Annotated in this window: 26 protein-coding genes; 15 read left to right on the forward strand and 11 right to left on the reverse strand. The window is 38.6% G+C overall.

The window, feature by feature from the left end; genetic code table 11:
- Positions 1-118: 118 nt before the first annotated feature.
- A complete protein-coding gene (locus RYH73_RS12410) occupies positions 119-307 on the forward strand; it encodes a hypothetical protein (protein WP_335313752.1) in 189 nt (62 codons plus the stop codon).
- Between the two features lie 7 nt (positions 308-314).
- Here the strand turns inward: RYH73_RS12410 and RYH73_RS12415 are convergent, their stop codons facing one another.
- On the reverse strand, positions 315-1,601 hold the full coding sequence (locus RYH73_RS12415) for a hypothetical protein (protein ID WP_335313753.1): 1,287 nt from the start codon (positions 1,599-1,601) through the stop codon (positions 315-317).
- Between the two features lie 133 nt (positions 1,602-1,734).
- Between RYH73_RS12415 and RYH73_RS12420 the strand changes: the two genes are divergently transcribed.
- Positions 1,735-4,137, forward strand: coding sequence for an ABC transporter permease (locus RYH73_RS12420; RefSeq protein WP_335313754.1), 2,403 nt, complete (start codon positions 1,735-1,737; stop codon positions 4,135-4,137).
- A 127-nt stretch (positions 4,138-4,264) separates the two neighbouring features.
- On the opposite strand, the gene rpsO is transcribed toward RYH73_RS12420, so the two are convergent.
- The gene (gene rpsO, locus RYH73_RS12425; protein ID WP_335313755.1) at positions 4,265-4,543 is read right to left on the reverse strand and encodes a 30S ribosomal protein S15; all 279 of its coding nucleotides are present in this window, start codon (positions 4,541-4,543) and stop codon (positions 4,265-4,267) included.
- A 185-nt stretch (positions 4,544-4,728) separates the two neighbouring features.
- Between rpsO and RYH73_RS12430 the strand changes: the two genes are divergently transcribed.
- Entirely contained in the window at positions 4,729-5,145 is a 417-nt protein-coding gene (locus RYH73_RS12430; RefSeq protein ID WP_335313756.1) for an acyl-CoA thioesterase, read from the forward strand.
- 55 nt (positions 5,146-5,200) lie between these two features.
- Here the strand turns inward: RYH73_RS12430 and RYH73_RS12435 are convergent, their stop codons facing one another.
- A complete protein-coding gene (locus tag RYH73_RS12435; protein WP_335313757.1) occupies positions 5,201-6,202 on the reverse strand; it encodes a D-alanine--D-alanine ligase in 1,002 nt (333 codons plus the stop codon).
- A gap of 123 nt (positions 6,203-6,325) precedes the next feature.
- On the opposite strand from RYH73_RS12435, the gene RYH73_RS12440 reads away from it, so the two are divergent.
- The 4 genes from RYH73_RS12440 to RYH73_RS12455 are packed head-to-tail and all read left to right on the forward strand — an operon-like array spanning position 6,326 to position 9,578.
- Positions 6,326-7,090 (forward strand): PASTA domain-containing protein, encoded by a 765-nt coding sequence (locus RYH73_RS12440; protein WP_335313758.1) that lies wholly within the window; start codon positions 6,326-6,328, stop codon positions 7,088-7,090.
- 11 nt (positions 7,091-7,101) lie between these two features.
- Positions 7,102-8,160, forward strand: a complete 1,059-nt coding sequence (gene mltG, locus RYH73_RS12445) for an endolytic transglycosylase MltG (protein ID WP_335313759.1) — start codon at positions 7,102-7,104, stop codon at positions 8,158-8,160.
- A 2-nt stretch (positions 8,161-8,162) separates the two neighbouring features.
- Positions 8,163-8,576, forward strand: coding sequence for an acyl-CoA thioesterase (locus tag RYH73_RS12450; RefSeq protein ID WP_335313760.1), 414 nt, complete (start codon positions 8,163-8,165; stop codon positions 8,574-8,576).
- Entirely contained in the window at positions 8,577-9,578 is a 1,002-nt protein-coding gene (locus RYH73_RS12455) for a YihY/virulence factor BrkB family protein (RefSeq protein ID WP_335313761.1), read from the forward strand. It abuts the gene before it with no gap.
- Between the two features lie 25 nt (positions 9,579-9,603).
- On the opposite strand, the gene RYH73_RS12460 is transcribed toward RYH73_RS12455, so the two are convergent.
- Genes RYH73_RS12460 through RYH73_RS12470 form a run of 3 tightly spaced genes read right to left on the reverse strand, consistent with a single transcriptional unit; the run spans position 9,604 to position 12,146 of the window.
- Positions 9,604-10,602: an MlaD family protein gene (locus RYH73_RS12460; protein ID WP_335313762.1), complete on the reverse strand. Its 999-nt coding sequence runs from the start codon at positions 10,600-10,602 to the stop codon at positions 9,604-9,606.
- Between the two features lie 3 nt (positions 10,603-10,605).
- Positions 10,606-11,379 carry an ABC transporter ATP-binding protein gene (locus RYH73_RS12465; RefSeq protein WP_335313763.1) on the reverse strand — a complete coding sequence of 258 codons (774 nt, stop codon included), beginning with the start codon at positions 11,377-11,379 and terminating at the stop codon, positions 10,606-10,608.
- 2 nt (positions 11,380-11,381) lie between these two features.
- Positions 11,382-12,146, reverse strand: a complete 765-nt coding sequence (locus RYH73_RS12470; RefSeq protein WP_335313764.1) for an MlaE family ABC transporter permease — start codon at positions 12,144-12,146, stop codon at positions 11,382-11,384.
- Positions 12,147-12,419: 273 nt separating this feature from the next.
- Between RYH73_RS12470 and RYH73_RS12475 the strand changes: the two genes are divergently transcribed.
- The 3 genes from RYH73_RS12475 to RYH73_RS12485 all read left to right on the forward strand — a co-directional run bounded on the left by RYH73_RS12475 (position 12,420) and on the right by RYH73_RS12485 (position 15,201).
- Positions 12,420-13,172: an SGNH/GDSL hydrolase family protein gene (locus RYH73_RS12475; RefSeq protein WP_335313765.1), complete on the forward strand. Its 753-nt coding sequence runs from the start codon at positions 12,420-12,422 to the stop codon at positions 13,170-13,172.
- Between the two features lie 125 nt (positions 13,173-13,297).
- The gene (gene pncB / locus RYH73_RS12480) at positions 13,298-14,482 is read left to right on the forward strand and encodes a nicotinate phosphoribosyltransferase (RefSeq protein ID WP_335313766.1); all 1,185 of its coding nucleotides are present in this window, start codon (positions 13,298-13,300) and stop codon (positions 14,480-14,482) included.
- Positions 14,483-14,505: 23 nt separating this feature from the next.
- On the forward strand, positions 14,506-15,201 hold the full coding sequence (locus RYH73_RS12485) for a class I SAM-dependent methyltransferase (protein WP_335313767.1): 696 nt from the start codon (positions 14,506-14,508) through the stop codon (positions 15,199-15,201).
- Here the strand turns inward: RYH73_RS12485 and mutS are convergent.
- Together mutS and RYH73_RS12495 are read right to left on the reverse strand one after the other, a co-directional pair.
- Positions 15,198-17,807, reverse strand: coding sequence for a DNA mismatch repair protein MutS (gene mutS, locus RYH73_RS12490; protein ID WP_335313768.1), 2,610 nt, complete (start codon positions 17,805-17,807; stop codon positions 15,198-15,200). The two genes, RYH73_RS12485 and mutS, sit on opposite strands and share 4 nt — an antisense overlap.
- 90 nt (positions 17,808-17,897) lie before the next feature.
- Positions 17,898-18,236, reverse strand: coding sequence for a heme biosynthesis protein HemY (locus tag RYH73_RS12495; protein ID WP_335313769.1), 339 nt, complete (start codon positions 18,234-18,236; stop codon positions 17,898-17,900).
- A 163-nt stretch (positions 18,237-18,399) separates the two neighbouring features.
- On the opposite strand from RYH73_RS12495, the gene RYH73_RS12500 reads away from it, so the two are divergent.
- The 4 genes from RYH73_RS12500 to RYH73_RS12515 all read left to right on the forward strand — a co-directional run bounded on the left by RYH73_RS12500 (position 18,400) and on the right by RYH73_RS12515 (position 22,246).
- Complete coding sequence (locus RYH73_RS12500; RefSeq protein ID WP_335313770.1) at positions 18,400-19,137, forward strand: electron transfer flavoprotein subunit beta/FixA family protein; 738 nt, start codon at positions 18,400-18,402, stop codon at positions 19,135-19,137.
- 64 nt (positions 19,138-19,201) lie between these two features.
- Positions 19,202-20,176: an electron transfer flavoprotein subunit alpha/FixB family protein gene (locus RYH73_RS12505; RefSeq protein ID WP_335313771.1), complete on the forward strand. Its 975-nt coding sequence runs from the start codon at positions 19,202-19,204 to the stop codon at positions 20,174-20,176.
- A gap of 159 nt (positions 20,177-20,335) precedes the next feature.
- A complete protein-coding gene (locus RYH73_RS12510; RefSeq protein ID WP_335313772.1) occupies positions 20,336-20,941 on the forward strand; it encodes a bifunctional nuclease family protein in 606 nt (201 codons plus the stop codon).
- A 39-nt stretch (positions 20,942-20,980) separates the two neighbouring features.
- Positions 20,981-22,246, forward strand: a complete 1,266-nt coding sequence (locus tag RYH73_RS12515) for a nucleoside permease (protein WP_335313773.1) — start codon at positions 20,981-20,983, stop codon at positions 22,244-22,246.
- Between the two features lie 3 nt (positions 22,247-22,249).
- Here RYH73_RS12515 and rlmB read toward each other — a convergent pair whose 3' ends face one another.
- Positions 22,250-23,017 carry a 23S rRNA (guanosine(2251)-2'-O)-methyltransferase RlmB gene (gene rlmB / locus RYH73_RS12520; protein WP_335313774.1) on the reverse strand — a complete coding sequence of 256 codons (768 nt, stop codon included), beginning with the start codon at positions 23,015-23,017 and terminating at the stop codon, positions 22,250-22,252.
- 371 nt (positions 23,018-23,388) lie between these two features.
- Here rlmB and dnaB point away from each other — a divergent pair, with 371 nt between their 5' ends.
- A complete protein-coding gene (dnaB, locus tag RYH73_RS12525; protein WP_335313775.1) occupies positions 23,389-24,981 on the forward strand; it encodes a replicative DNA helicase in 1,593 nt (530 codons plus the stop codon).
- A 78-nt stretch (positions 24,982-25,059) separates the two neighbouring features.
- On the opposite strand, the gene RYH73_RS12530 is transcribed toward dnaB, so the two are convergent.
- A complete protein-coding gene (locus RYH73_RS12530) occupies positions 25,060-26,055 on the reverse strand; it encodes an exonuclease domain-containing protein (protein ID WP_335313776.1) in 996 nt (331 codons plus the stop codon).
- Positions 26,056-26,153: 98 nt separating this feature from the next.
- Positions 26,154-26,279: a hypothetical protein gene (locus RYH73_RS12535; protein ID WP_335313777.1), complete on the reverse strand. Its 126-nt coding sequence runs from the start codon at positions 26,277-26,279 to the stop codon at positions 26,154-26,156.

Consider the following 26,279-nt stretch of genomic DNA (forward strand, 5'->3'; position numbering starts at 1 on the left):
CAAGATATTAGCGAAACTTCAGAAAAAAGGAAACCATGTTTTATCTTTTCTTCGAAAAGAGCCAACATTACAAGTAGAAAATTGTTTTAACATTATATATCGATTAATTACTACGGATATGGATCAAGTATATAACAAAGAACAAATTCAGGAAATTGCCGATGCCAGGCTTAATCAGCACAAACCTGAGCTTTCAAGGGGTAAGCCTTTTTCTTTCGAGATTGAAATTGGTAAAAAGAAATACAAGGTCTCTTACCAACAAGATGATGAAGATGGATGGAGGTTTGTAGATTTTAAGGAGGCTTAATTTTATATCAAAAGGCTTCGTAGAGCAATTTAGTCGAATTTGCCAATCGAATGCCTTTTACCGAACCAGTCCCCGCGAACACATAAGCCATGCCAACGATTTTTGCGTCCTTGGAAATTAAGGGCGCTTCAAAAGCTTTTTCATTGTTTATATAGAACTGTAACACCTTACCGTCTGATTTACAGCTTACGTTTACCCAATTGGAAAAATCAGCTGCAAACTTGGACAGATCTGTACTTTTACCTGAAATCACAGAATCCACTGTCATCAAATTCAAATCAGATATACAGCCTCTTATAGAAAGTGGAATAGCAATGGGCATCGCATCAGTAATAAGGAAAATGTGCGAAAACTGACAGGCAGAACTACCTTCATTAAACGTGTTTTTAACTTTTGCCTCAAAAGAAAAATCTCCAACCGAAGGAGATTCAAAGTTTCCTACATTGAAAAATTTGATGACCGGAGAATTAGGTAATAAGCTTGCTTTGAAGTCTTCAATGAGCGTGGGTTTTACACTTAACTGATCTTTATTGAGGTACCATTCTTTTTTTAAATAAATTGGTATGGGTTTTCGATCAATTGTAGCTAACCAGCCATCCGTAGCGATCAACAAAGGATGTTCCTTAACAATTTGGTTTCCTATACTCAGCTTAGCTGTATAATAGCCCGGTTCGTAGTAAACGGCGGTGTGTGTATTTCCTTTTCTGGGAACCTGAATACGTCGATTTGCATCCCAGGTTTGCTGTATAAAGATTGAATCAATGCTAGACTTCGAAGCATCATATGTAAAAATTACCGAATTCGGGATACCTCTAGTGAGGGGCTTGCTATTAAAAGAAAAATCTTTTTCGGATAATTGAGCGGAAGCAATCCTTTCCTCTTGTTTTCTATTCAAAAATGAAAAAACCACCAACAAACCAAGGAAAACAATTAATAAAGGTAATGTGAGTCTTAAATTGAGCTTTAGCGTTTTTTTCTTTTCAAGTGGCGTTACCGCAGGTTTCTCTTCCTTGCTTTGTTCATCATATTGCACCACAAATGTCCGCCAATTCTCATAGTCAATAAAGTTTACAAGCGTATCTAATGTTGATATTGCAGGTTTTCCCTCGTAACGTATCCTGCCCCAAACACGTTTTAATGTACTTGAACTTAACAATACATTCGTTTTCTCATATATTAAATCACTTAGCTTGTCAAAATCGGCATTAGACCAACGGGAGCTGTCCCCCCATCCAATTTTCTGTTCGATCAAACGTAAACAGGCTAGTCTATAAATATCTTTATTTTCCGTCATTTATCACAATCGGTCGTATTTGAACAAAGTTGAACGAACTTGAATCATTCTGCTTCATCTAAGCAATCTTAATATCAATAAATTGGCACCTAGAAGACAAAATTATTGAAAGATACCAATTTTATAAATAATAATGATTACAAGTTATTTCAAAACCGCCTGGCGAAACATTGTCAGGCATAAAGCGCAGAGCGCTATCAATATTATAGGTCTTTCCTTAGGCATTACCTGTTACTTACTCATTTCATTATGGATATCAGATGAACGGAGTAAAGATAATTTTCACGAGCACAGACTATACACTGCCTATATAACGTCAACAGCCGACGGAAAGAAAGAAGCCACTTATGCGAGTCCATTTCAGGGCAACGGCACCGAAGTATCGCTCTTATTGGAAGATGCAAAGGAGCAAATTCCGGAGATAGAACATCTTTCATTTTATATTGCGGCCTATGAATTGCCCTGGGGCCATCCAGAAACCTTTCAGGTGGGGGAAACGAAAGTCAAATTAGCCGGCTCCCGAGCAAGCAGGGATTTTTTTAATATGTTTAGCTTTCCACTAATTGCAGGAAACCCCGAAACGGCTTTGGCAAACCTTCATGGTATTGCTATTTCTCGAAAAATGGCAGAAATATTTTTTGGAAGTCCTCGAGAAGCTATGGGAAAGACGGTGCGTTATGAAAACAAACACAACTTTATTGTGACGGCTGTATTCGAGAACATCCCAAAAGAAAGTTCGCTTCAATTTGACTATCTCTTTAATTGGGATGCGCAGAAGCGTTTACTAGAATGGGCTTCTACTAATATTTTCACTTATGTCCAATTCAAAAAAAATGTCAATATACAACAGGCGGAGAAGAAATTGGCGAAACTGCTTGATACGAGATTGGAAAAGCAAATAGGTATTCAAACGCAACTGGGTTTACAACCTTTTGCAGACCAATATCTTTACAATCATTTCATGAACGGTGAGCCTACCGGTGGGCGTATAGAATATATACGGCTGTTCAAAGGAGCAGCTGTTTTTGTTCTCCTTTTAGCGTGCATCAATTTTATGAATCTGGCTACGGCCAGATCGGTTAAAAGAGCAAAAGAAGTGGGGCTTAGAAAAGTAATAGGTTCAAATCGAATTTATCTAATAGGTCAGTTTTTTGGCGAATCCATTCTGTTTTGCCTTTTGGCTGCAATTTCATCTGTTTTACTCTTGCTAATTTTATTACCCGCATTTAATTGGTTAACTACAAAAGAAATGGATTATCCCTTTTTTCAATTTTCCTTTTGGATTGAAACCATTAGTTTAGTTGTTGTAACCGGTATCATTGCAGGATTTTACCCGGCCATGTATTTATCTTCACTTAAACCCATTCAAACAGTTAAAGGTGTTCTTCGCTCAAGTAAAAGAGCCATTCTATTTAGAAAAGTGACCACTATATTTCAATTCAGCCTTTCGTCTTTACTTATCATCACTACAATTGTTGTTACCAATCAGGTGTCCTTTATTAAAAATAACGACTTAGGGTATGACCGCGAAAACCTACTATACATTCGTATTGAAGGTGAGCTCTCTAAATTTGAGAAATATCAATTATTTAAACAAAAAGCATCAAATTTACCCGGCATCGCCATGATCGATCGAAGCTCAGAAGCCCCTCATGAAATGAGTTTCGAAACCTCCGCACCTATTAATTGGCAGGGAAAGCCTGCCAATACTTCGGTAGCCTTCAAACCTGCCTCTGTCGGTTTCGATTTTATCCGTTTAATGAAATTGACTATTATGGAAGGAAGGGATTTTTCTAAGGATATAAAAACAGACTCTACGGATGCTTTTTTAGTAAACGAAGAAGCCGTTAAACAAATGGGCTATAAGCATCCTTTGGGAAAATGGGTATCGGCTTGGAACAAAAGGGGCCGTATCATCGGCGTTTTAAAGGATTTTCATACGGAATCCCTTCACGATCCTATCAAACCAATAATTATTGACGTTAAAGAATATGAGTATTTCGGTTTTATCATTGTCCGTACAAAAGCCAATCAACTAACAGCTGCCCTCGCCAGTTTGGAGAAAGTATATAATGAATTAAATCCAAACTTCCCTTTCATGTATCAGTTTGTAGATCAAGCGTATGAAAACATGTATAACAGTGAAGTGACGACCTCAAAACTGGCTATTATTTTTGCCGTGCTGGCCATCATGATTTCCTGTTTGGGATTATTAGGTTTAGTCATATTCTCGATTGAACAACGTATCAAAGAAATAGGTGTAAGACGAGTTATGGGTGCGACGATTAGCGGTATAGTTGGGTTACTTTCTAAAGATTTTTTCAAACTTGTCCTAATCGCCCTACTTATTTCAATGCCCCTAGGGTATGTCTGGATGAACAAGTGGTTAAATAATTTTACCTATAGCGTTCAACTCCAATGGTGGATGTTTTTTATCGCCGGACTGTTAGTGTTCATAATCGCATTACTAACCATTTCCGTTCAAGTAGTTCGAGCAGCAAGTGTAAAGCCTATAGACTCTCTACGCGAAGAGTAGAGCAATAAATCAAACCGTATTTGAACATTTTTAAACGCAGCTACTGCAAAGTATAGAGTTGAGTGTTAAGAAAAACAAGAAAGCCATTACGTTAATAATGGCTTTCTTTCTCTCTTTGTACTAAAAGTTATTTTATAATATCTCTCAGTTCCAAAGCTTTGATGATAGCACGATATCTTGCGATATCTTTTTTATACAAATAAGATAATAAGGCACGGCGTTTACCTACTAACTTCTGCAAAGCTAACTGCGTAGAAAAATCTTTACGATTTTTTTTCAAATGTTCTGTTAGATGCGCAATACGTTTGGTAAATAATGCTACTTGCCCTTCGGTTGAACCGGTGTTCTTGGCATTTCCCGCAAATTCTGAGAAAATTCCTTCTTTGTACTCTTTACTTAAATACATTACTTGAATAATATTAAAGCGTTAATAAAAAATTAATTGGGTGCAAAGGTAACACAATTACATTTCCTTTCAAAATAAAGCCGCTAAATATTTTACAACAACGCATACCGGACGTAACGTAAAATTTTTTGTGCACCGCCTGGCAAATCCTTGGTCGACACAAAAATTTCTTTATCTTAGCAGAGATGATGAATAACTATGCTCGTTTTGAGAGCGAATTTAAAGTGCGGCCGGATGATATAGACATGTTTCAGCATGTACATAACAGCAAATATTTTGATTACGTATTGGCAGCTAGGTATGAGCAAATGGAATTATTCTACGGCATGACCATGGAAGAGTTTATGGATCAAGGTTTTGGATGGGTAGTACGTACCGCTCATGTTAACTATAAACGTCCACTAAAACTAGGGCAATACTTCATTGTGGAAACAGGCGTAGAAGAGATGAAGGACAAAGGATGTGTCGTAACCTTTGCCATCAAATTTAAAGATTCAGGAAAAGTATCCTGCGATGGTTGGTTCGATTATGCGCTTATTGAATTAAAATCAGGAAGATCGGCCTTTATAACAGAGGAAATGCTGGAAAAATATTCAATCTAAGCTAAGCTTTTTTGGGAATCGGCTAACGCGCACCATTCGGCCGATTTCTTCGGAGCTAATTTAACAGTTCTTGTTCAATTAGCTCCACGTAAAAGTCACTTTCTGAAAGGCCCGCTGCCCTTACCTGCTGTGGTATAAAGCTGGTTTCTGTTTGGCCTGGAATGGTATTGATTTCAATGAAATAAAATTTATCAGTTTCCCGTTCCAAGAAAAAATCAACACGAACAAGTCCTTTACAGTTTAATCTTATATAAACTTCTTTCACCAATTTTTCCATTCTAGCTTGTTGCTCAACTGTTAAATCAGCCGGCGTAACTTCGTTCGTAAGACCTGGAATGTATTTTGCGTCAAAATCGAAAAATTCCCGCGTAGTAATTACCTCTGTTGCGGGTAGTACCTTCAATCCTTCTTTGCTGTTGTAAATACCTACAGAAAACTCCCTACCGGCAACAAATTCTTCTACCAAAACTTGCTTACCGGCGTTCTCCGTACCAAAGGCTCTGTCAAGCGCGGAAGCAAGTTCGTCAATTTGCTTTACTTTGGTCATACCAATGCTACTCCCTCCCCCATTTGGCTTTACAAAGTAAGGTAATTTCAGATCCTTTATAATACTTATCTCACACGCCGCTCTATTCGCGGGAGAAAGGCAAACCGAAGGGGCCAAATACAGGTTTTCGATTCCTTGCAGTAAATATTTGGTATACGCCTTATTCATTGTTAAAGCAGAGGTTAGCGTATCACAAGAAGTGTACTTCAATCCAATCATGTCAAGATAACCTTGTAGCTTTCCATCTTCACCCGGTGACCCATGTATCATAATGAAGGCCAAATCAAATTTAACAATCCCATTTTTCAGCGATAACGTAAAATCATTACGATTTATCTCATGCTTAATACCTACCTCATCTACATAGTACCAGCTTTGTTGTGTTAATATTATTTTATATACATCGTATTGGCTTGCACACAGCTTCTGTTCAACGAAAGCGGCACTTTTTAAGGAAATTTCTATCTCACCCGTAAATCCACCGGTAATTAATGCTATTTTTGCGTTCATATATCAGTAAAGTATTACGAACAAAGATAGTTGAATATTGTTATCTTTATTCATCGTCTTAAAAGAATTGGCATACTTTTTACGTTTTAGAATTAAGTTAAAAATTCAACGAGGACATCTTAGATGAGCAAACTTTTTCAGTACTTAAGAACCCAAACATTCAGAAAGAATCTAATTATCGCTATTATATCCGGTGTGGTTTTTCTTTTTTTACTTTTTTATAGCTTGAGATTTTACACGCGTCACGGAGAATCAATAGAAGTTCCTGTTCTAAAAGGGATAAGCATTGAAAATGCAGTAGATAAGCTGGAAGCACAAGGCTTTAGATATCAGGTTGACTCTGTTTATCAAGCTGATAAGCAACCGGGCCTGGTCATAGAACAAGATCCTGACCCAGGAACTAAAGTAAAGCTGAACAGAACACTTTATTTAACCATCATCACAAAAAACGCGCCCGAAGTGCAATTACCGAATTTGACAGAGATGGCACTTCTCGAGGCGATTTCTACGTTGAATAACTACGGCTTAAAATTGGGAGATACTATTTATATACCAGACATCGCACGCGATCGCGTGCTGGATGTTAAATATGCAGGGCAAAAGATAAATGCAGGGCAACCGATTCCTAAAGGCAGCAAGATTGATCTGGTTCTGGGGAACGGGATGGGTGATAGCGAAGTAGCTGTTCCTGATCTAGTGGGTTATACGCTTGATGAAGCTATATTCTCGCTAAAAGGTGCATCGTTGACATTAGGAACAGTGAAATATATGGGACCTGTGGTCGACAGTGCCAGTGCTCGGGTGGTTAGCCAGACACCAGAGCCAGATACAACTAACTTGAAAAAAGTCAGTATTGGCACACCTGTAAACTTAGCATTAAGCAATTAAACCATCACATAATGGAGACAGTTCCTATACCAAAAAAAAAATCGATAGGCAGGCGGGTTATCAGCATCATCCTGATTATTGCATTATTGGCAGGTAGCGTTATTGCTTATACCTATTACAAACGATATTTTGCACCTAACGTAACGGATGCGGAAGAATATCTTTATGTTAGAACGGGTGCCACTTTTAATGATCTGTTGGAAGATTTAGGCGAGAAGAACATTGTATCAGATACCGCAAGCTTTCGATGGGCCGCTGAGAAGATGGAATATCCATCGCGCATCAAACCTGGAAAATATAAATTAAAAAAGGGGGCAAACAACCGCACGCTAATCAACATGCTTGGAGGTGGATTTCAAGAACCCGTAAAATTGCGTTTTCAAAATATTCGACTTAGGGATCAATTTGCGGGCTATATCGCGACACAGATCGAACCCGATTCCACGCTTTTAATTGCTTTATTAAACAGTGATACGCTGGCCGCCAAGTATGGATTCAACACAGATAATTTCTTTACTATGTTTATTCCTAACACTTATGAAATGTATTGGAATATTGCTGCTGATGAATTCTTTGCCAGAATGAATAAAGAGTACAACAATTTTTGGACAGAAGAACGCAAAAAGAAAGCGAACGATATTAACCTTACCCCTATTCAGGTCAGTATATTAGCCTCCATTGTAAAAGGTGAAGCACTTCATACAGACGAAATGCCGAAAATAGCAGGCCTGTACTTAAACAGATTGCAAAAAGGCATATTGTTACAGGCAGATCCTACCGTGATATTTGCTACAAATGATTTTACCATTCGGAGAGTATTGAACAGGCATTTACGTACCGATTCTCCCTATAACACCTACATTTATAAAGGTCTGCCACCTGGACCGATCATGATGCCAAGCATTGCATCAATTGATGCTGTACTCAATTATCAGAAGCACAACTACATTTATATGTGTGCAAAAGAAGATTTCTCAGGCTATCATAATTTCTCAACGAATCAGGCCGAGCATTTGATTAATGCAAGAAAATTTCAACAGGCTTTAAACGAACGAAATATTAAACGATAAACATGCTGACATTCGAAACCCAAATTAGAGTACGATATGGTGAAACCGATCAAATGGGCTATGTTTACTACGGCAATTATGCAGAATACTATGAAGTAGCACGGGTAGAAATGCTTCGCAGTTTGGGCACTTCTTATAAACAAATGGAAGCCGGTAAAATTATGATGCCTGTTTTAGATTTAACCTGTAAATATATAAAACCGGCAAAATATGACGAATTGTTAACCATAAAAGTATATATTCGTTATAAACCGTCTCTACGAATTAAATTCGACTATGAGCTTTTCAATGAAAACGACGAATTAATCAATATAGGAATGACAACGCTTGTGTTCATCGATATGAACAAAAACAAGCCGTGTTTGCCTCCACAAGATTTTCTGAACCGACTATCACCACATTTTGAGGAGGGATAAATGAATTGGTTGCACCGAAAATTACTACATCTCAAACCTTATTACCTTTTCATCGAGTGGACTAAGATTGTGGTGCTTCCTGGTTTTGGCAAACTTCCACTCTATACCGTCGGCCTCTTTTTTTTTCAGGAGATCGCAAGGGAATCGCTGTTGAACAAGGCCTCCTCCCTTGCCTATTCTTTTATGTTGGCCATTTTCCCTGGTATCATTTTTTTATTTACACTGATCCCTTATATTAAAGTCTTTATTGAGGATTTTCAGGAGCAATTATTAGAGTTCATGCAAATGATCTTACCTGAAAATGCATACAAAACAATTGAATCAACGCTATTAGATATCGTTACTAATCAAAATAGTAGGCTTCTTTCCTTTGGTTTTTTAATGGCTATGATTTTTGCTACCAACGGCATTCATAGCTTAATGCGCGCTTTCAATAAGTCTTCTCTCGTATTGGAGAGCAGAAGCTTTGTAAAACAACGACTGGTCGCCTTGGCTCTCGCCATTATGATTATTATGGCATTAACTATCGGAATGGGTATCGTTACATTAGCCTCTTTTATTATCAATCACTTGAAAAATACCATCGAAATCACAGGCGGTTTCTGGGCTTGGCTTATTGGAATTACACGATGGATTATATTATTGGGCATCTATTTCTTCACTCTCAGTATTCTTTATAAATATGGGCCATCTTCCTCAAAAAAATGGAGCTTTTTTAGTCCTGGGGCAACTTTAGCCACTGTCTTGGCTGCGCTTACCTTTTGGGGCTTTGCATTTTATATCAATAATTTTAACACCTATAACAAACTCTACGGCTCGATTGGTACACTTATAGTCATTATGATTTGGCTGTACTTAAACTCCCTTATCATATTGATCGGCTTTGAACTCAATGCCAGTATTGCTTTATCTAAACAGAGCATAAAGATCGTAAAACCCCGATTTAATAGCTTTAGAACCGAGGTTAAAGGTGAAAATAAATTTAAACACCTGAACAAATAAAAGAAGAACGATACGATGTTTAATTCTAATTTTCCGCGGCGGACTTAGCTTCTTTCTCTTTTTCCTTTGCTTGTTTTTTAAAAAAACCTCTGAACAAGAAATTGTGTTGAAGCGCTTCCATATTTTGATTTAACTTATCCGTACTTTCTTCCAAATTACACATGGTTTGTTTCATTGTCGTCGCCATCTCTTGGTCATTTAAAAGTACTCCTAAAGTGTTATCGCTGCTATTCATCTTTTCACTTGCCTTTGTAAGATTTGCGGTTAAAGCTGCAGCGCTCTGTGTAACGCCCTGCAACTGCGCTGCGGAGCTCCGTAGGCTTTGGTAAACTGTTGTATCTGTCAAAATTTCATTAGCTAAGGAACCTTCCGTATTTAATTTCGTCGTAAAGGCATCCAATGCGCTCGACACTTTAGCAGTATTTGCTGCTGTCTGAGTCAGGCTGGTCATAATAGATCTCACTTGAAGTGCCATAGTAGAATCAGTTAGGATAGCACCTATCGTTCCTTCCCCGTTAGCAATTTTTTCACTTAGTTTCTTAATATCGCCTGTAATGGCCACAAGATTTTGATTGTTTACCTGTAAAGTGGCCATCATCTCTTCCGTATCAATACTTTTTACAGATTGCAAGACATCGCCTTCCTCAACTACTGCCACATTCGGACTTCCACCTTGTATTACGATGATCTTATTCCCGATAAAGCCTTCAGAACTTATTCGTACTTCTGCGTCTTTACGGATATAATCTTGCGATTTTTCCTCTATATTGAAATCAATTTCCACATGAGAGTTTTCAATTAATTTGATATTCTTGATGGTACCAATTTTAACACCGGAAAAAAAGACATTGTTACCAGCTTTCAATCCACCCGCATTGCTTAATACGGTTCTAAGCCCAATAGTTTTCGTAAAGCGTTTTTGATTTCCACCGAGAACGAAGATTGCTGTAACAAAAAATATAATCCCTAATAAGGTAAACAAACCTACAATTACCGACTTTTTACTATCTGAATTATTAGCCATATACTATGCGATAAAATTATAATCATAAAATGCTTTGACACGTGCATCGTCCGAGTCAAAAATATCATTGAATCGACCTTGTCGCTCAAATTTACCATCCAATAACATGACAATACGATCCCCGACTTCTTTTGCGCAGGTAAGATCATGTGTAATAATAATGGAAGATGTTTTATATATCTGTTGTACTTCGTTGATCAAATTATTAATCTCCGTACAGGTTATTGGATCTAAGCCGGCCGTAGGTTCATCGTATAACATAATATCAGGGCGTAAAATCAAGGTCCGAGCTATACCTATCCTTTTGCGTTGTCCTCCTGAAAGCTCAGAAGGCATTTGGTTTAATGCTTGCAATAAACCAACAGAATCCAACACTTCACGCACCTCTTTATCAATTTCTCCCCTTGTTAGCGATCGTTTATTTCTCACCAGCGGAAACTCAAGATTCTCACGGACAGTCATACTATCATATAAAGCACTGTTCTGGAAAGAAAAACCAATTTTTAACCGTAAAGCCATGAGTGCTTTTTCATCCAGATCACCTACTTCTTGCCCTAAAACATTAACATTTCCCTCATCGGCCGAAAGCAAACCGGACACAATTTTTATTAACACCGATTTACCTGTACCCGATCGTCCCAAAACCACTAGGTTTTCACCTTCAAACAACTGTAGGTCTACACCTCGCAATACATGCAGATCTCCGAATGATTTACGAAGTGCGGAGATGTTAATTACAGGGTTTTGATAATTAATATGGGATAGCTGTTTTTCCATTCTTATCCGCGTATACTTTGAACAATCATTACAACTAACTGTTCCTCAATAAAAATGAGAAACATGGAAGCGACCACTGCGGCATTAGCAGCCTTTCCAACACCTTCTGTCCCCTTGGAAGAGTTATATCCCTGATAGCAACCGACAATACCAATTGTAAATCCAAAAAAGCCGGCCTTTATAATAGCCTGAAAGATATCCAGAAAGGTCACCGTTTCAAACACCTGATCAAAGAAACTTATAAAACTGACAGATTCATGCTGATAGACATTCAAAAACGACCCCATAAGACCGACAAATCCAGTATAACAACTTAAAATAGGGATCATTATGGTGGTAGCCAATACTCTGCTGACGACTAAAAACTTAAACGGATTCGTCCCGGAAACCTCCATCGCATCGATTTGCTCCGTTACTTTCATAGAACCCAGCTCTGCACCAATATTAGAACCTACTTTCCCTGCAGCAATTAATGCCGTCACCAAAGGAGCTAATGCCCTTACAATAGCGATAGCAATCAGCGAGGGTAGCATTGCGGTAGCACCAAAATCCTCTAAAGAAGGCCTCGATTGATTAGTAAATACAATACCGGTAATAAAACCTGTCAAAGAAATGAGTGGTAACGATTTTACACCAACTTCATAGCATTGATTTATGATCTCCTTAAACTCGTAAGGCGGCATAACCAACTCCTTGAAGAATCGCATGATAAAGTGATGTACATTACCCAGCTGAATAAGCTTTTGGTCTATTTTCTTAGAAATCATTTGTTCTATTTATCAGCTAAGGGCACGAAGAATGCCGAGTGCTTTTTTTTGCAAAAGTAGTTTTTTATTGAATAAATTCCTGATTTAGTAACACAAAAGTTAAAACGCTTCCATCTTTTCTCTATTTATGATATTTACATGAATTTTTTGATCTTTGTCTCTCACTGTTTATTTTAAAAAACTTACTTTTAAACATTCGTTTGATATTTTTTGAATTCAACTGTTACAATTTTTTTTTCACTTTTAACCATTATCTCAACTAAATTTAAATCTATGACCAATAGAAGGAAATTTATTCAAAATTTGGCGCTCGGCACAGCGGCGACAATCAGTCTTCCGCAAATTGTTACAGCAGCCGGCATAAAAGAAACATCGATTAACTTAACCGCAAATGATGTCATTTTGTTTCAAGGAGATTCCATAACGGACGCCGGCAGAGACAAGGACAAAGAAGAGGTCAATGATCCTAAAACACTTGGAAGTGGTTATGCTTATGTTGCCGCTTCGCAGCTATTATTAAAAAAAGCTTCACTCAATCTTCAAATTTTCAACAAAGGTATCAGTGGGAACAAGGTATATCAATTGGCAGATCGATGGGATAATGATTGCTTAAGGATCAAACCAAATGTGCTGAGCATTTTAATTGGCGTAAATGACTATTGGCATACCTTGGCAAAAGAAAACCCATATCAAGGGACAATCGATACCTACAAAAATGACCTCAAAAATCTGTTATTGCGAACAAAAAAGGAATTACCTCATCTACAATTAGTGATTGGTGAACCGTTCGCTGTAAAAGATGTTCGAGCTGTAACGGACGAATGGTATCCTAAATTTAACGAATATAGAGCAGCTGCTAAAGAGATAGCGCATGAATTCAATGCTGTTTTTATCCCCTATCAACAAGTATTTGATGAAGCAATTAAACTAGCTCCGGCAAATTATTGGACAGGTGATGGCGTTCATCCTAGTTTGGCCGGAGCAGCTCTTATGGCTCAAGCTTGGCTTAAAGCAGTTGGTCTCTAGTTATCATCTTTAGGAATAGCCTTCGCCTTGTTCAATGAATTGGACAGGGCTAAGGCTATTCCTAAAATTTCGAAAGAAAAATAGTTGAATTAAACGATTAGCCTGTACGGCACTTAGTATAAAAGATGGCACATTCTCACACCATGTTAAACTCCATGTTGGATAATGATTTCTACAAATTCACCATGCAGCATGCAGTATTCAAATTGTTCCCTAAAGCCAAAGCAAAATACGAGTTCATTAATCGCGGTAAACATCATTTTCCGCCCGGTTTTGCAGACGAGCTTAGGATCTCTATTAACAGTATGGCAAGTTTACACCTAACACGTGAGGAAAAAAAATACCTGAAAGATACCTGTCCATATCTCGATCCAACTTATCTCGATTTTTTACAAGGCTATCGCTATGATCCTGATGAAATATTAATTTCTCAAGAAGACACTAATTTATCTGTTAAAATTACCGGCTATTGGTATCGAACTATCCTATGGGAAGTCCCTATCATGTCTCTAATATCCGAACTTTATTACAAGCTCCATCATCTTCAAGGAGATAGCGATGAACAAATTATTAAAAGAGCAAAAAGTAAAATCGAACAATATAAAAAATTAGGGGTAACTATTGCCGAGTTCGGCACCCGTAGACGGCACGCTTACCACACCCATCGTTTAGTTGTACAGACATTGAAACAGTTCGGTGATATGTCCTTTATCGGAACTAGTAATGTACATATGGCGATGCTTAACCAGACCAAACCCATCGGTACACATGCACATGAATGGTTTATGTTCCATGCCGCTAAATACGGATTCAAGATGGCAAATCGATTAGGTCTGGAACATTGGGTAAATGTTTACAGAGGCGATTTGGGAATAGCATTATCAGATACCTATACCACAGATGTCTTTTTTTCTCAATTTGATAAAATGTTCACCAAACTTTTCGACGGGGTAAGGCATGATAGCGGTGATCCTCTTGATTTTGCCGACAAAACCATCGCGCATTATAAAAGTAAGGGAATCGACCCCTTGTCTAAAACCATCATCTTTTCAGATGGACTAAACTATGAAAAAGTTGAACGGATCGCCAAGCATTGTCAAGGAAAAATCGGTATTTCCTTTGGTATAGGTACCAATTTCACAAATGATGTAAATCTAGAGCCTATGAATATTGTTATAAAAATGATTGAGGCCTATCCCGAAGAAGCGTACTGGACACCTGTAGTAAAACTTTCCGATGTAAAGGGTAAATATACCGGAGACCCGGCAATGATTAAATTAAGTAAAACTATTCTTGGTATCAATGATTAACCAAAACCCTAGCTTATATCACGATGAATCCCGATGTTTACGGAGCAGCACTGCTCGATTTTTATAAGACCGGGCAAACTGAACCGCTCCTATTGCATAATAGTTATGGCGAGGATGAAGAAATGCCGATGGATCTGTTCTTTAGGGAGGAGGAAGATTTTCCGGAGTTGGAATTTATCGCGCTTTCTTTATGTGACGGCACGGTATTAGATGTGGGAGCAGGTGTCGGTAGTCATTGCCTCTACTTACAAAATAGGGGTTTCGATGTCACTGCTCTAGAAATTTCCACAATCGCTTGTGAAATCATGAAAGACCGGGGGGTCAAACAAGTCGTGAATGAGAACATTTTCCATTATCAAAGAAAAAAATTCGACACACTGCTCTTCCTAATGAATGGCATCGGTTTAGTTGAAACGACTCATGGCTTAAAACAACTTCTTGCTCATTGTAAACGGATCTTAAAGAAAGGTGGCCAGCTATTATTTGATTCCTCTGATATTGCCTATTTATACGAAGGAAACATTCCCGCCACAGGAAGTTACTACGGAGAAGTGCGATTCCAATATGAATATAAAAATCAGCAAGGTAATCCTTTTGGATGGTTATATATCGATCAAGGCACGCTGATAAAAATTGCCCAACAAGACGGCTGGGTAGTCCAAATACTTTACGAAGATGAAAATGACCAGTACCTTGTTAGGCTATCGCTACGTGATTAGTTTTTTAACAAGCGCTGAATTTCATCCAATTTCATGAGCGCTTCAACCGGCGTCAATGCATTCACATCCAAATTATTAAGCATATCACGGATTTTGACTAAAATAGGATCGTCAATTGAAAACATTTGCAGCTGATAAGCTTGCTTCTGTATCTTCTTCATACTATCCTTAATATGTTCACCACCCGTACGTTCCTGTTCAAGCCGCTTGAGTATCTCATTTGCTCTTATAATCAACTTAGCGGGCATACCGGCCATCTTAGCGACGTGTATTCCGAAGCTATGTTCGCTACCACCGGGAACCAACTTCCGAAGAAAAATAACCTTATTATTCACTTCTTTTACCGAAACATTAAAATTCTTTATACGACCAAAGGTATTAGTAAGCTCGTTAAGCTCATGGTAGTGCGTTGCAAAGAGCGTTTTGGCTTTAGCGGAAGGATGATTATGTAAATATTCAGCAATCGCCCAGGCAATCGATATCCCGTCATAAGTACTGGTTCCACGACCAATTTCATCCAGCAAAATAAGACTGCGATCAGATAGGTTATTGAGAATGCTAGCTGTTTCGTTCATTTCAACCATGAAGGTTGATTCACCTGATGACAGATTATCAGAAGCGCCAACCCGCGTAAAAATTTTATCGACGAGGCCTATTTCAGCGTGTTTTGCCGGAACAAAGCATCCCATTTGTGCCATTAGTACAATCAAACCGGTTTGCCTTAATAAGGCAGATTTACCAGCCATATTGGGCCCTGTAATAATGATGACTTGTTGATTGTCGCTATCTAAGAAAACGTCATTGGTAATATATTCCTCCCCAATCGGTAGATTTTTTTCAATTACCGGGTGTCGACCACCCTTAATATCAATTAGTTTACCATCATTGACGACAGGTTTCACATAATGATTCTTGTGCGCAACTGTTGCAAAATTCAACAATACATCTAATTGGGAAATTAAATTGGCATTCAATTGAACGGGCTTTATATAATCGAGCAGCACCGCAAGGAGTTCATTATATAAACGATTTTCTATGATTTGTATTTTATCTTCAGCACCAAGAATTTGCTCTTCATATTCCTTCAGTTCGTTGGTAATATAACGCTCGGCATTCACTAAAGTCTGTTTTCTTACCCAATCAGTAGGCACCTTGTCTTTATGTGCATTCGTTACTTCGAGGTAATAGCCAAACACATTGTTAAAGGAAATCTTTAAAGAGGGGATGCCGGTAATTTCCGATTCACGCCTTTGAATCTCGAGTAAATAATCTTTCCCTCCGAATGCAACTTTGCGTAGACGATCCAACTCTACATCAACGCCATCAGCAATCACATTTCCTTTAATCAATAAGACCGGAGGCTCCGGCTGTAATTCACGCTCTATTCGGTCACAAATTATTTTACAGGGATTTAATTGCTCAGCGATCACATTTAACGCCGACTTATCCGCATTAGCTGTTAATTCTTTGAGCCGCCCAATTGCCTGCAAAGCGTTCTTCAATTGAACAAGTTCTCTCGGATTTGCCTTTTGCAATCCAATTTTACTGATCAATCGTTCCAAATCACCGATTTGCTTAATTTCCAGTGATAATTCCGTACGCAAATCAACTTGGCTCAAGAGATACTCCACTACATCCAGTCGTTCCTTAATGGGTCGTTCCTCTTTTAAAGGCATCACCATCCAGCGCTTCAATAATCGGGCTCCCATTGGGGAAGAGGTATTGTCTAGTACATCAGCAAGTGTTATAGCATTTTCATTGGTTGATCCGATCAATTCCAGATTACGAATCGTAAACCTGTCCAACCACATATAGCGGTCTTCCTCAATTCGCGCAACATGAGAGATATGCTGTAGATTTCGATGCTGTGCTTCATTCAAATAGTGTAAGGAAACCCCTGCCGCCACCACAGCAAGATGCATGCGATCGATACCGAAACCCTTTAACGAATTGACTTCAAAATGCTTCAGCAATGTCTCCTTCGCATAATCGCCACTATAAGGCCATTCGTCTAATGTGTATGTATAGAATCGATCGCCAAACTGGGCAACAAAATCGCCGTAGGAGCGTTTCGGTAGGATAATTTCGCTAGGCTTAAAGCTTTGCAATAGTTTGTCAACATAGTCATTATTGCCTTGCGCAACTAAAAACTCACCCGTTGAAATGTCTAGAAAAGAAATGCCTACAGCACCCTTATCCAAAAACAAAGAGGCTAAATAATTATTTGACTTTTGCTGAATGATATTATCGTTATAAGATACACCCGGCGTTACCAATTCGGTTACCCCTCGTTTTACAATCGTTTTTACTGATTTTGGATCCTCCAATTGATCACAGATAGCCACGCGCTGCCCTGCTCTAACCAACTTAGGCAAATAAGTTTCAAGCGAATGATGGGGAAATCCCGCCAATGCGGTTTCAGAAGCACTGCCATTACCACGCTTGGTCAGAACAATGCCCAGAATTTCCGCAGCCTTTACTGCATCGGAGCCAAAAGTTTCATAAAAATCACCTACTCTAAACAGTAATAAAGCACCTGGATATTTCGCTTTAATACTATTATACTGCTGCATTAATGGAGTTTCTTTCTTCGCTGTCTTTGCCAAAATCTAAATGCTTTAGGGGCGTAAAAATAAATAAAATTAGGAATTAGCCATTGCGCTTCGCTTGAATATTTCGATAAGTTACCTGAATCATCACGGTTCGTCGTCAGGTTCTATACCCAAAATACTATTGTAAACGGTTCGAAGTTCAGAAAAAGCATGTGTGTCATTCATCTGTTTTGCTGCAAGCATCCCTTTTTGATACGCTTCAACAGCCTCTTCTTTTCTTCCAAGAGCTTCGTACAATTTACCAAAATGGTAATAAGTACCCACATAATCCGGTCGCTTATCTACGAGTTCCTGAAAATAATATAATGCTTTAGTTAAATCATTCCTTTTAACATACTCACTAGCAATAGCATATAAAATAAATGGTTCATCAGGGCTCGTTTTTAAAAAGTTGAATAGTTGCTCCAAACGGTCATTACTCATAGATTCGATGGTTAAAAATTTAATTATTATGTGATTTTTCCTATCTTTAAAGCTTTAGAGGTCAAAGATAAAAAAGTACATTTTGTTTTCACAGTGGTGATAACTTCCTTTTATCTTTGGTTGAAGAGGGGAATCAATTTATTACTTAATAAAGGTAGCAATTATGAAATTACTCGTGTGTATCAGTCATGTTCCGGACACTACATCAAAAATCACCTTCTCTGAAGATAGAACTTCTTTTAACAGTGCAAATATTCAATTTATCATCAATCCCTACGATGAGATCGCGTTATCCAGAGCGATCGAATTGACAGAAGGTGGTAAAGGGAGTGTTACAGTAATAAATGTAGGAGAGTCAAACACTGAAGCTACTATTAGAAAAGCGTTAGCCACAGGGGCAGACGATGCTGTACGTGTGAATGCCAGTCCTCGCGATGCGTGGTTCGTTGCTAAACAAATTGCAAACTACGCTCAAGACAAGCAATTTGATTTAATTTTAACAGGTCGGGAATCCATTGACTATAATGGAACGCAAGTAGCTGGTTTTTTGGGTGAATTGCTTCATATCCCTTCCATTTCCATCGCAAAAAAAATCGATATCCTTGAAAGACAGGCTACAGTAGAGCGCGAGATTGAGGGAGGTAAAGAAATTGTCTCCAGTCCTTTACCTTTAGTGATCGGTACTGCAGAAGGTGTTGCAGAACCTCGTATACCTAATATGCGAGGTATTATGTCTGCTCGCACAAAACCATTAACGGTTATAGAACCCATTGAAGTAGAAACGTTCAGTAAAATAATACAATATGAAACACCTGCTCCGCGGGGTGCAGTTACGCTAATAGATGCGGCAGAACCCGAAAAATTAATTGAGCTATTACATACGAAAGCAAGAGTAATCTAGTACGGCACTTGAAAAGCCAATATATTATGTAAAGCAGTACCTAATAATTTTAAATTAAAAAAAGATGTCAGTATTAGTATTTGTAGAAAATATAGAGGGTATTTTTAAGAAATCAGCATTTGAAGTGATTTCTTATGCTAAAGCTATTGCCGATACCATCAATCAACCCTTGGTTGCGCTTTCTATTGGCGATGTAAAAGATGAAAATCTTAAAGACTTAAGCAAATATGGCACAACTAAAATATTAAGCGCTGATTCTGAAGCGCTTAAATCCTTTACAAATCAAGCCTATGCATCCGTTATAGCGGCGGCAGCAAAACAGGAAAATTCATCCATTGTTATACTTTCCAATTCATTTAGTGGTAAAGGCTTAGCACCCCGACTGGCAGCAAAACTTTCAGCTGGTTTGGCAGATGGCGCCGTCGAGTTACCGACAATAGAAGCCCCTTTATTACGTGTAAAAAAAACTGCCTTTTCAGGTAAAGCTTTCGCGATAACAGAACTAAATTCAGCTATTAAAGTAATTGCGCTAAACGCAAACGCCTTTGAGTTACGGGAGAAACCGGTTGAAGCCGAAGTAATTAAATTCGAAAGCGAACCATCATCCGATGATTTCGATATAATTGTGAAAGAAATCGTTCGTGCAACCGATAAGGTTTCTCTACCCGAAGCAGAAATTGTGGTGTCGGGAGGTCGAGGATTAAAAGGCCCTGAAAACTGGAGTATCATAGAGGAATTAGCAGAAGCTCTAGGTGCCGCAACTGCTTGTTCCAAACCAGTATCCGATGCAGGATGGCGCCCTCACTCCGAGCATGTTGGTCAAACCGGAATTGCGGTAAGCCCAAACCTCTACATTGCCATTGGCATTTCAGGAGCTATCCAACACTTAGCAGGTATAAGCTCTTCAAAAACGATTGTGGTTATCAACAAAGATCCAGAAGCTCCATTCTTTAAAGTAGCAGACTATGGAATCGTAGGTGATGCTTTTGACGTTGTACCGAAAATCACTGCGGCCATCAAAGCATATAAAAATAGCTGAAATTTTCGGCGTTAATGATCAGAAGTATTTATACGTATACATTTGGTTAAGCACGAAAACCGGATTTTATTATAAAGAAAAAAAATTACACCCATAAGATGCTATTATAAAAAAAATAGCGTCGCTATGAAATGCTTTTTGCATATTTGCCTGCGAGAAATGAATAAGATCAAGTTAGAAATAGTAGGATTATCTTACAGCCAGACACAATCGGGGGCTTATGCTTTGGTGTTAGGTGAAGTTAATGGCCGCAGAAGACTTCCTATCATTATTGGAGGATTTGAGGCGCAAGCAATTGCCATTGAAATCGAGAAGCTTACTCCCAGTAGGCCGCTTACACATGATTTGTTCAAAACTTTTGCTTCTACATTTGGAATTTCCATCCATGAGGTCATCATTTACAATTTGGTTGATGGAATCTTTTATGCGAAGTTAATTTGTAATAACGGAAAAAAAGATATTGAAATAGATGCTAGAACTTCCGACGCGATTGCCTTGGCTATAAGATTTGATTGCCCAATCTATACTTATGAGTTTATTCTTGCTTCCGCAGGAATTGTTATTGAAGGCAATGATTTTGTGTTTCTGGAAAACCTGGAAACTCCAAGAGAGGAACAATCTACAGCGGGAGAAGGTTCAAAAACCGCTTACGCATCCTATACCGACGATGAATTAAAAGCAGCTCTTCAACAAGCCCTCCAAGAAGAGGCTTATGAAAAAGCAGCCAAAATACGTGATGAAATATCTCGGCGGAAATCATCGTAGTTCTTAAAGAAATGCAACATAAGCTTTGCTTTACATAATATGTCTATAAAATTTAGATTGACATTGATGAGTTTTCTACAGTTTTTTGTGTGGGGAGCTTGGATGATTACTGTGGGTGTATATTGGTTCCAGAACAAGCAATGGTCGGGCAGTGAATTTGGAGCCATCTTCTCTACACTGGGAATTTCATCTCTGTTTATGCCGGCATTAACCGGTATCATCGCGGATAAATGGGTTAATGCTGAATTACTATATGGTGTTTTGCATGTTCTATTCGGTTGTACTTTTCTGTATTTACCCCATGTACAAGACCCTCAAACTTTCTTTTGGGTGATCCTATTGGCAATGTTGTTTTATATGCCTACAATAGCCCTGTCTAACTCCATTGCATACATACTTTTGAAAAAGCACCAGTATAACATAATTCAAGATTTTCCTCCTATTCGTGTATGGGGTACCGTTGGTTTTATCGCAGCTATGTGGATAACAGATCTAAGCGGCAACAAAGCATTGGAAGGTCAGTTTTATATTGCTGCGATCGCTGCGATCGCATTGGGTATATATTCATTCACTTTACCGTCCTGTCCTCCACCAAAATCAAAATCTGAAAATGCATCGCTTAGTGAACGACTAGGATTAAATGCTTTCAAGTTGTTTCGTAGTCCGAAGATGGCTTTGTTTTTTACGTTTTCTATGTTCTTGGGTGGCGCCTTACAACTTACCAACATGTACGGAGATGCTTTTCTGTCCGACTTCGGCAAGAATCCTGTTTATGCTGATTCCTTGGTGGTAAGACACTCCACAATCATCTTGTCTATTTCTCAAATTTCCGAAACGGTCTTTATTCTGGCAATTCCCTTTTTTTTACGTCGTTTTGGTATTAAACAAGTGATGCTTATTAGTATGCTAGCTTGGGTTCTACGTTTTGGTTTGCTCGCTTATGCCGACCCTATTAATGGCCTTTGGATGATTATTCTTTCTTGCATTGTTTACGGAATGGCTTTTGATTTTTTCAATATATCGGGCTCTCTCTTTGTTGAAACAAGTACCGGTGCACATATTCGCTCCTCCGCCCAAGGCTTATTTATGATGATGACCAATGGTTTTGGTGCCATCCTTGGAAGTGCAATGAGTGGCTACGTTATTGAACATTATTTCACTAGATTGAACGGACAAATGATGTGGCAAGAAATCTGGATTTGTTTTGCAGCTTATGCACTCCTTATCGCGTTTCTATTTTCGTTCCTCTTCAAACATAAACATGATCCTTCCGCTTTGGAAGAAATGAGGGAAGTAAAAATTTAAATACTACTGATTAAATCGTTGTCTGATGGCTTCGTAAATAATCACACCAGCACTTACGGACACATTCAATGAAGCAATATCACCCATCATCGGTATCTTTGCTAAATAATCAGCATGTCGTATGATATTATCTGATATACCGATATCCTCTGCTCCCATAACGATTGCCGTTGGCGATTTAAAATCCGGTTTATAAATTGTTTCTTCTGTTTTTTCTGTACATGCAACGACTTGTAGGCCGCTCTCCTGTAGAAATTTCACTACTTGGGCTAAGCTTTCGTGACGACAAACGGTTATTTTATATAGGGCCCCTGCCGACGTTTTTATTGCGTCCGGATTAATTTCTGCCGAACCTTTATTGGGAACTACAATGGCATCCACCCCTGCACAGGCAGCTGTACGCGCTATTGCCCCCAGGTTTCGAACATCAGTTATACCATCTAATATTAATATCAGTGGAACTCTGCCCTCTTCATATATTGCAGGAATAACATCTTCAATCTTTTGATAAGTTATCGGAGAAATAACAGCGATGACACCTTGATGATTTTTCCGTGTTATACGATCTAACTTTTCTACCGGAACTTGCTGGTAGCTGATACTTCTATCACGCAAAACATACTTCAGTTCTTTGAATAGCTCGCCCGTCAACCCCCTTTGCACAAACAAAGATTCTATTTCCTTTCCACTATCAATGGCCTCTATTACGGCTCTAATACCGAAAATCATTTGATTGCTTTCCCTTTTTATAGGTTTTGAAAATTGACGCATGCTTTCTTAAAATTAGGCGTGCAAGTTACCAAATATATTCTCAATATTCTTTCCTCATTTTTGCAATAATGTTTACGTTCAATATTTAATAATGATTATTACCGGAAGTATTGACTGACACAGCAAAAAACACCACATCCCCTATTTCTATTATTGTTAAGCATCGCTTAACTAACACGTGAAAAGTTATTCACATACATCTTAAGCAATTGATTTTTAAACAGGTGATCCTTTTATAAACATTTTATCCACACCCTTTGTGAATAGTTAACAGGCTAATGAGAACGGATTCAATGCTTAACATTTTTCATTATTCACTATTGTGAGAAACTCTACATCAGAAGGGATTATAAATTAATTACATTTGTGCTATGAACTCCGAAAACGAAAATTATCCATCCAGAAATACCGCTAAAAAAGGCTCTTTTGCTGAACGTAAAAGTCGACTGGGCAATATGGTCAGTGGGCTTGGCAAGCTACCTCCTCAGGCAGTAGATTTAGAGGAAGCTGTTCTTGGAGCGCTTATGGTTGAAAAAGATGCGCTGTCAACGGTCATAGATATTCTAAAGATAGATACATTTTATAAGGATGCCCATCAGAAAATCTTTGAAGCCATTGTTAATTTATTTCAAAAATCCTCACCAATTGACCTATTGACAGTAACTGCCGAGTTACGAAAAATGGGAGCTCTTGAAATGGTGGGAGGTGCCTATTACATTACCCAATTAACGGATAGAGTCGTCTCAGCAGCAAATATCGAATACCACGCTCGTATTATATCTCAAAAGTATATACAGCGGGAGCTAATAAAAATTTCAACCGAAATCATAAACAATGCCTACGAAGATACTGCAGACATTTTTGATTTGTTAGACACTGCCGAGAAAAGTTTGTTTGATATCGCCCAAAATAACCTAAGACGTGATACGCGTAAAATGGACGATATCATGCGGGAGGCAGTTAACAATTTAGAGCAACTTCGCGACAGAACAGACTCACTCACGGGGGTTCCTTCTGGTTTCACAGCTTTAGATCGTATTACTTCCGGTTGGCAACCTTCTGATCTGGTTATTATTGCCGCTCGCCCTGCTATGGGTAAAACTGCATTTGTTTTGACTTGTGCACGAAATGCTGCTGTCCTACACGATAAGCCTGTGGCTGTTTTTTCACTGGAAATGTCTTCTGTTCAGCTCGTAAATCGCCTTATTTCAGGTGAAACAGAAATTGAGCAGGAAAAGCTTAAAAAAGGGACTTTAGCGGATCATGAATGGACACAACTCCATTCGCGCATTGGAAAATTAACGGAGGCACCTTTATTAATTGACGACACGCCTGCTCTGAATGTTTTCGAATTTAGGGCCAAATGTCGACGTTTAAAGGCGCAATACGATATACAAATGGTGATCGTCGATTATTTACAGTTGATGCATGGAAAAGCAGAAGGAAAGGGAGGCGGAAATCGCGAACAAGAAATTGGTAGTATATCACGTGCATTAAAATCGGTTGCCAAGGAGCTTAACATTCCCGTTTTAGCTTTATCTCAGTTAAGTCGGGCAGTTGAGAGTCGGCCAGGGGCGTCTAAAAGACCGATGCTGTCTGATTTACGGGAGTCGGGCTCTATTGAACAAGATGCGGACATGGTATTGTTCTTATATAGACCCGAATATTATGGCATGACAGAAGATGAAGAAGGAAGGCCAACTGCCGGTGTCGGCGAAGTAATTATTGCCAAAAATCGACACGGTGAAACGACTATTGTTCCTCTCAAATTTGTTGGAAAATATGTTAAATTCCAAGATCTGGAAGAGGATTTTGGTGGGGGATCATTTGCGGAATCCAGAAGTGTGGGAGAAGATAATCCTTTTTCCGCAGGCATGATGCCTTCTTCGGAATTTGGAAATATGGGAGGAATTATTACACGCCCTTCCAGAATGAACGACATGGATGATGAAGCACCTTTTTAGCTTGTTGAAATAGGTAAGTAGTTTAGTTGTTATGTAGTGATTTCTTTCTATTTATCAACTTAACTACTTACCCCCTTCCTATTTCTTAAACTTATCTTGTAAGCTCTTCAGCATATCATCCGTAATAGGTCCACTTTTTTCTTTCGCTTTGCTAAAGTGCTGGCCACCACTCTGCGGTTTATTGTTACCTCCGTAGGATTTTGATTTCGGCTGTGAAGCGACATTCGAAGCACCGGAGGCTTTGACATTCCCCCCTCTATTGTTGGATTGTGCATTCCGATAATCTGTCCATATTTTTTCGATGCATCGCTTTGTATATAAAGGGAAATCACCCTGCATCATCCAAGAATAATAACTTGGTTCTATCTTAAACACTTCTATTACACTCTTACCTTTATGTTTACCAAAGCTAAATACCTCTACGCCATTTTCATCGTAAATAACACGACCAGCGAAATCAACCGGCCGATTCAGATTGGTAAACTGATGAAGTACATCTACATCATTTTTAACCGGTATTGATTTATTGCCGCTTTTATCTTCCCATTCCACACCTTCATATCGTTGTACTTGAGCTATTAGCACTTCATAAGTAGCACGCACGTCTGCTTCAGCACTATGGGCATTTTCCAAAGTTCTATCACAATAAAACTTATAAGCTGCTTTCAATGTACGCTGCTCCATTTGATGAAAGATATTCTGAACATCGACGAATTTTCTGTTTTCAATATCAAAATTAACACCGGCTCTTAAAAACTCTTCCATCAAAACGGGAATATCGAATTTATTGGAATTGTACCCTGCCAAATCCGCCTCCATTAAGAAATCAGCGATCTCTTGTGCTACTTGCTTGAACGTGGGCGCATCTTTTATGTCTTCATCATATATTCCATGTAAAAGCGAAGAACTGAGCGGAATAAGCATCTCGGGATTTATACGCAAGGTTTTCACTAACTCACGCCCATCGGGCATTGCTTTCAGGATTGAAATTTCCACAATTCTATCCGAAGCAACATTTACGCCCGTTGTTTCCAAATCAAAAAATGCCAATGGGCGTTTTAGGTTTAAGATCATCTCTTCTTTTTTTATCAATTCCTAATTATTTTATTGGTCAGCAATAAATAACCGCCATTATTAAAGTAGTGCAGTGCCATTAAGATGAACATGCATGTTCATCCAAAAATAACAATACCTAATACAATTCCAATAACCATGATCGCATACAGTAATAGTTCGTTTCCGGCAAACTGCTTATATTGCGTCCAAAAGCCAAAATCCTCCTTATTTTTTTCTTTCAT

Source organism: Olivibacter sp. CPCC 100613 (assembly GCF_036959255.1).
Lineage (GTDB): Bacteria > Bacteroidota > Bacteroidia > Sphingobacteriales > Sphingobacteriaceae > Olivibacter.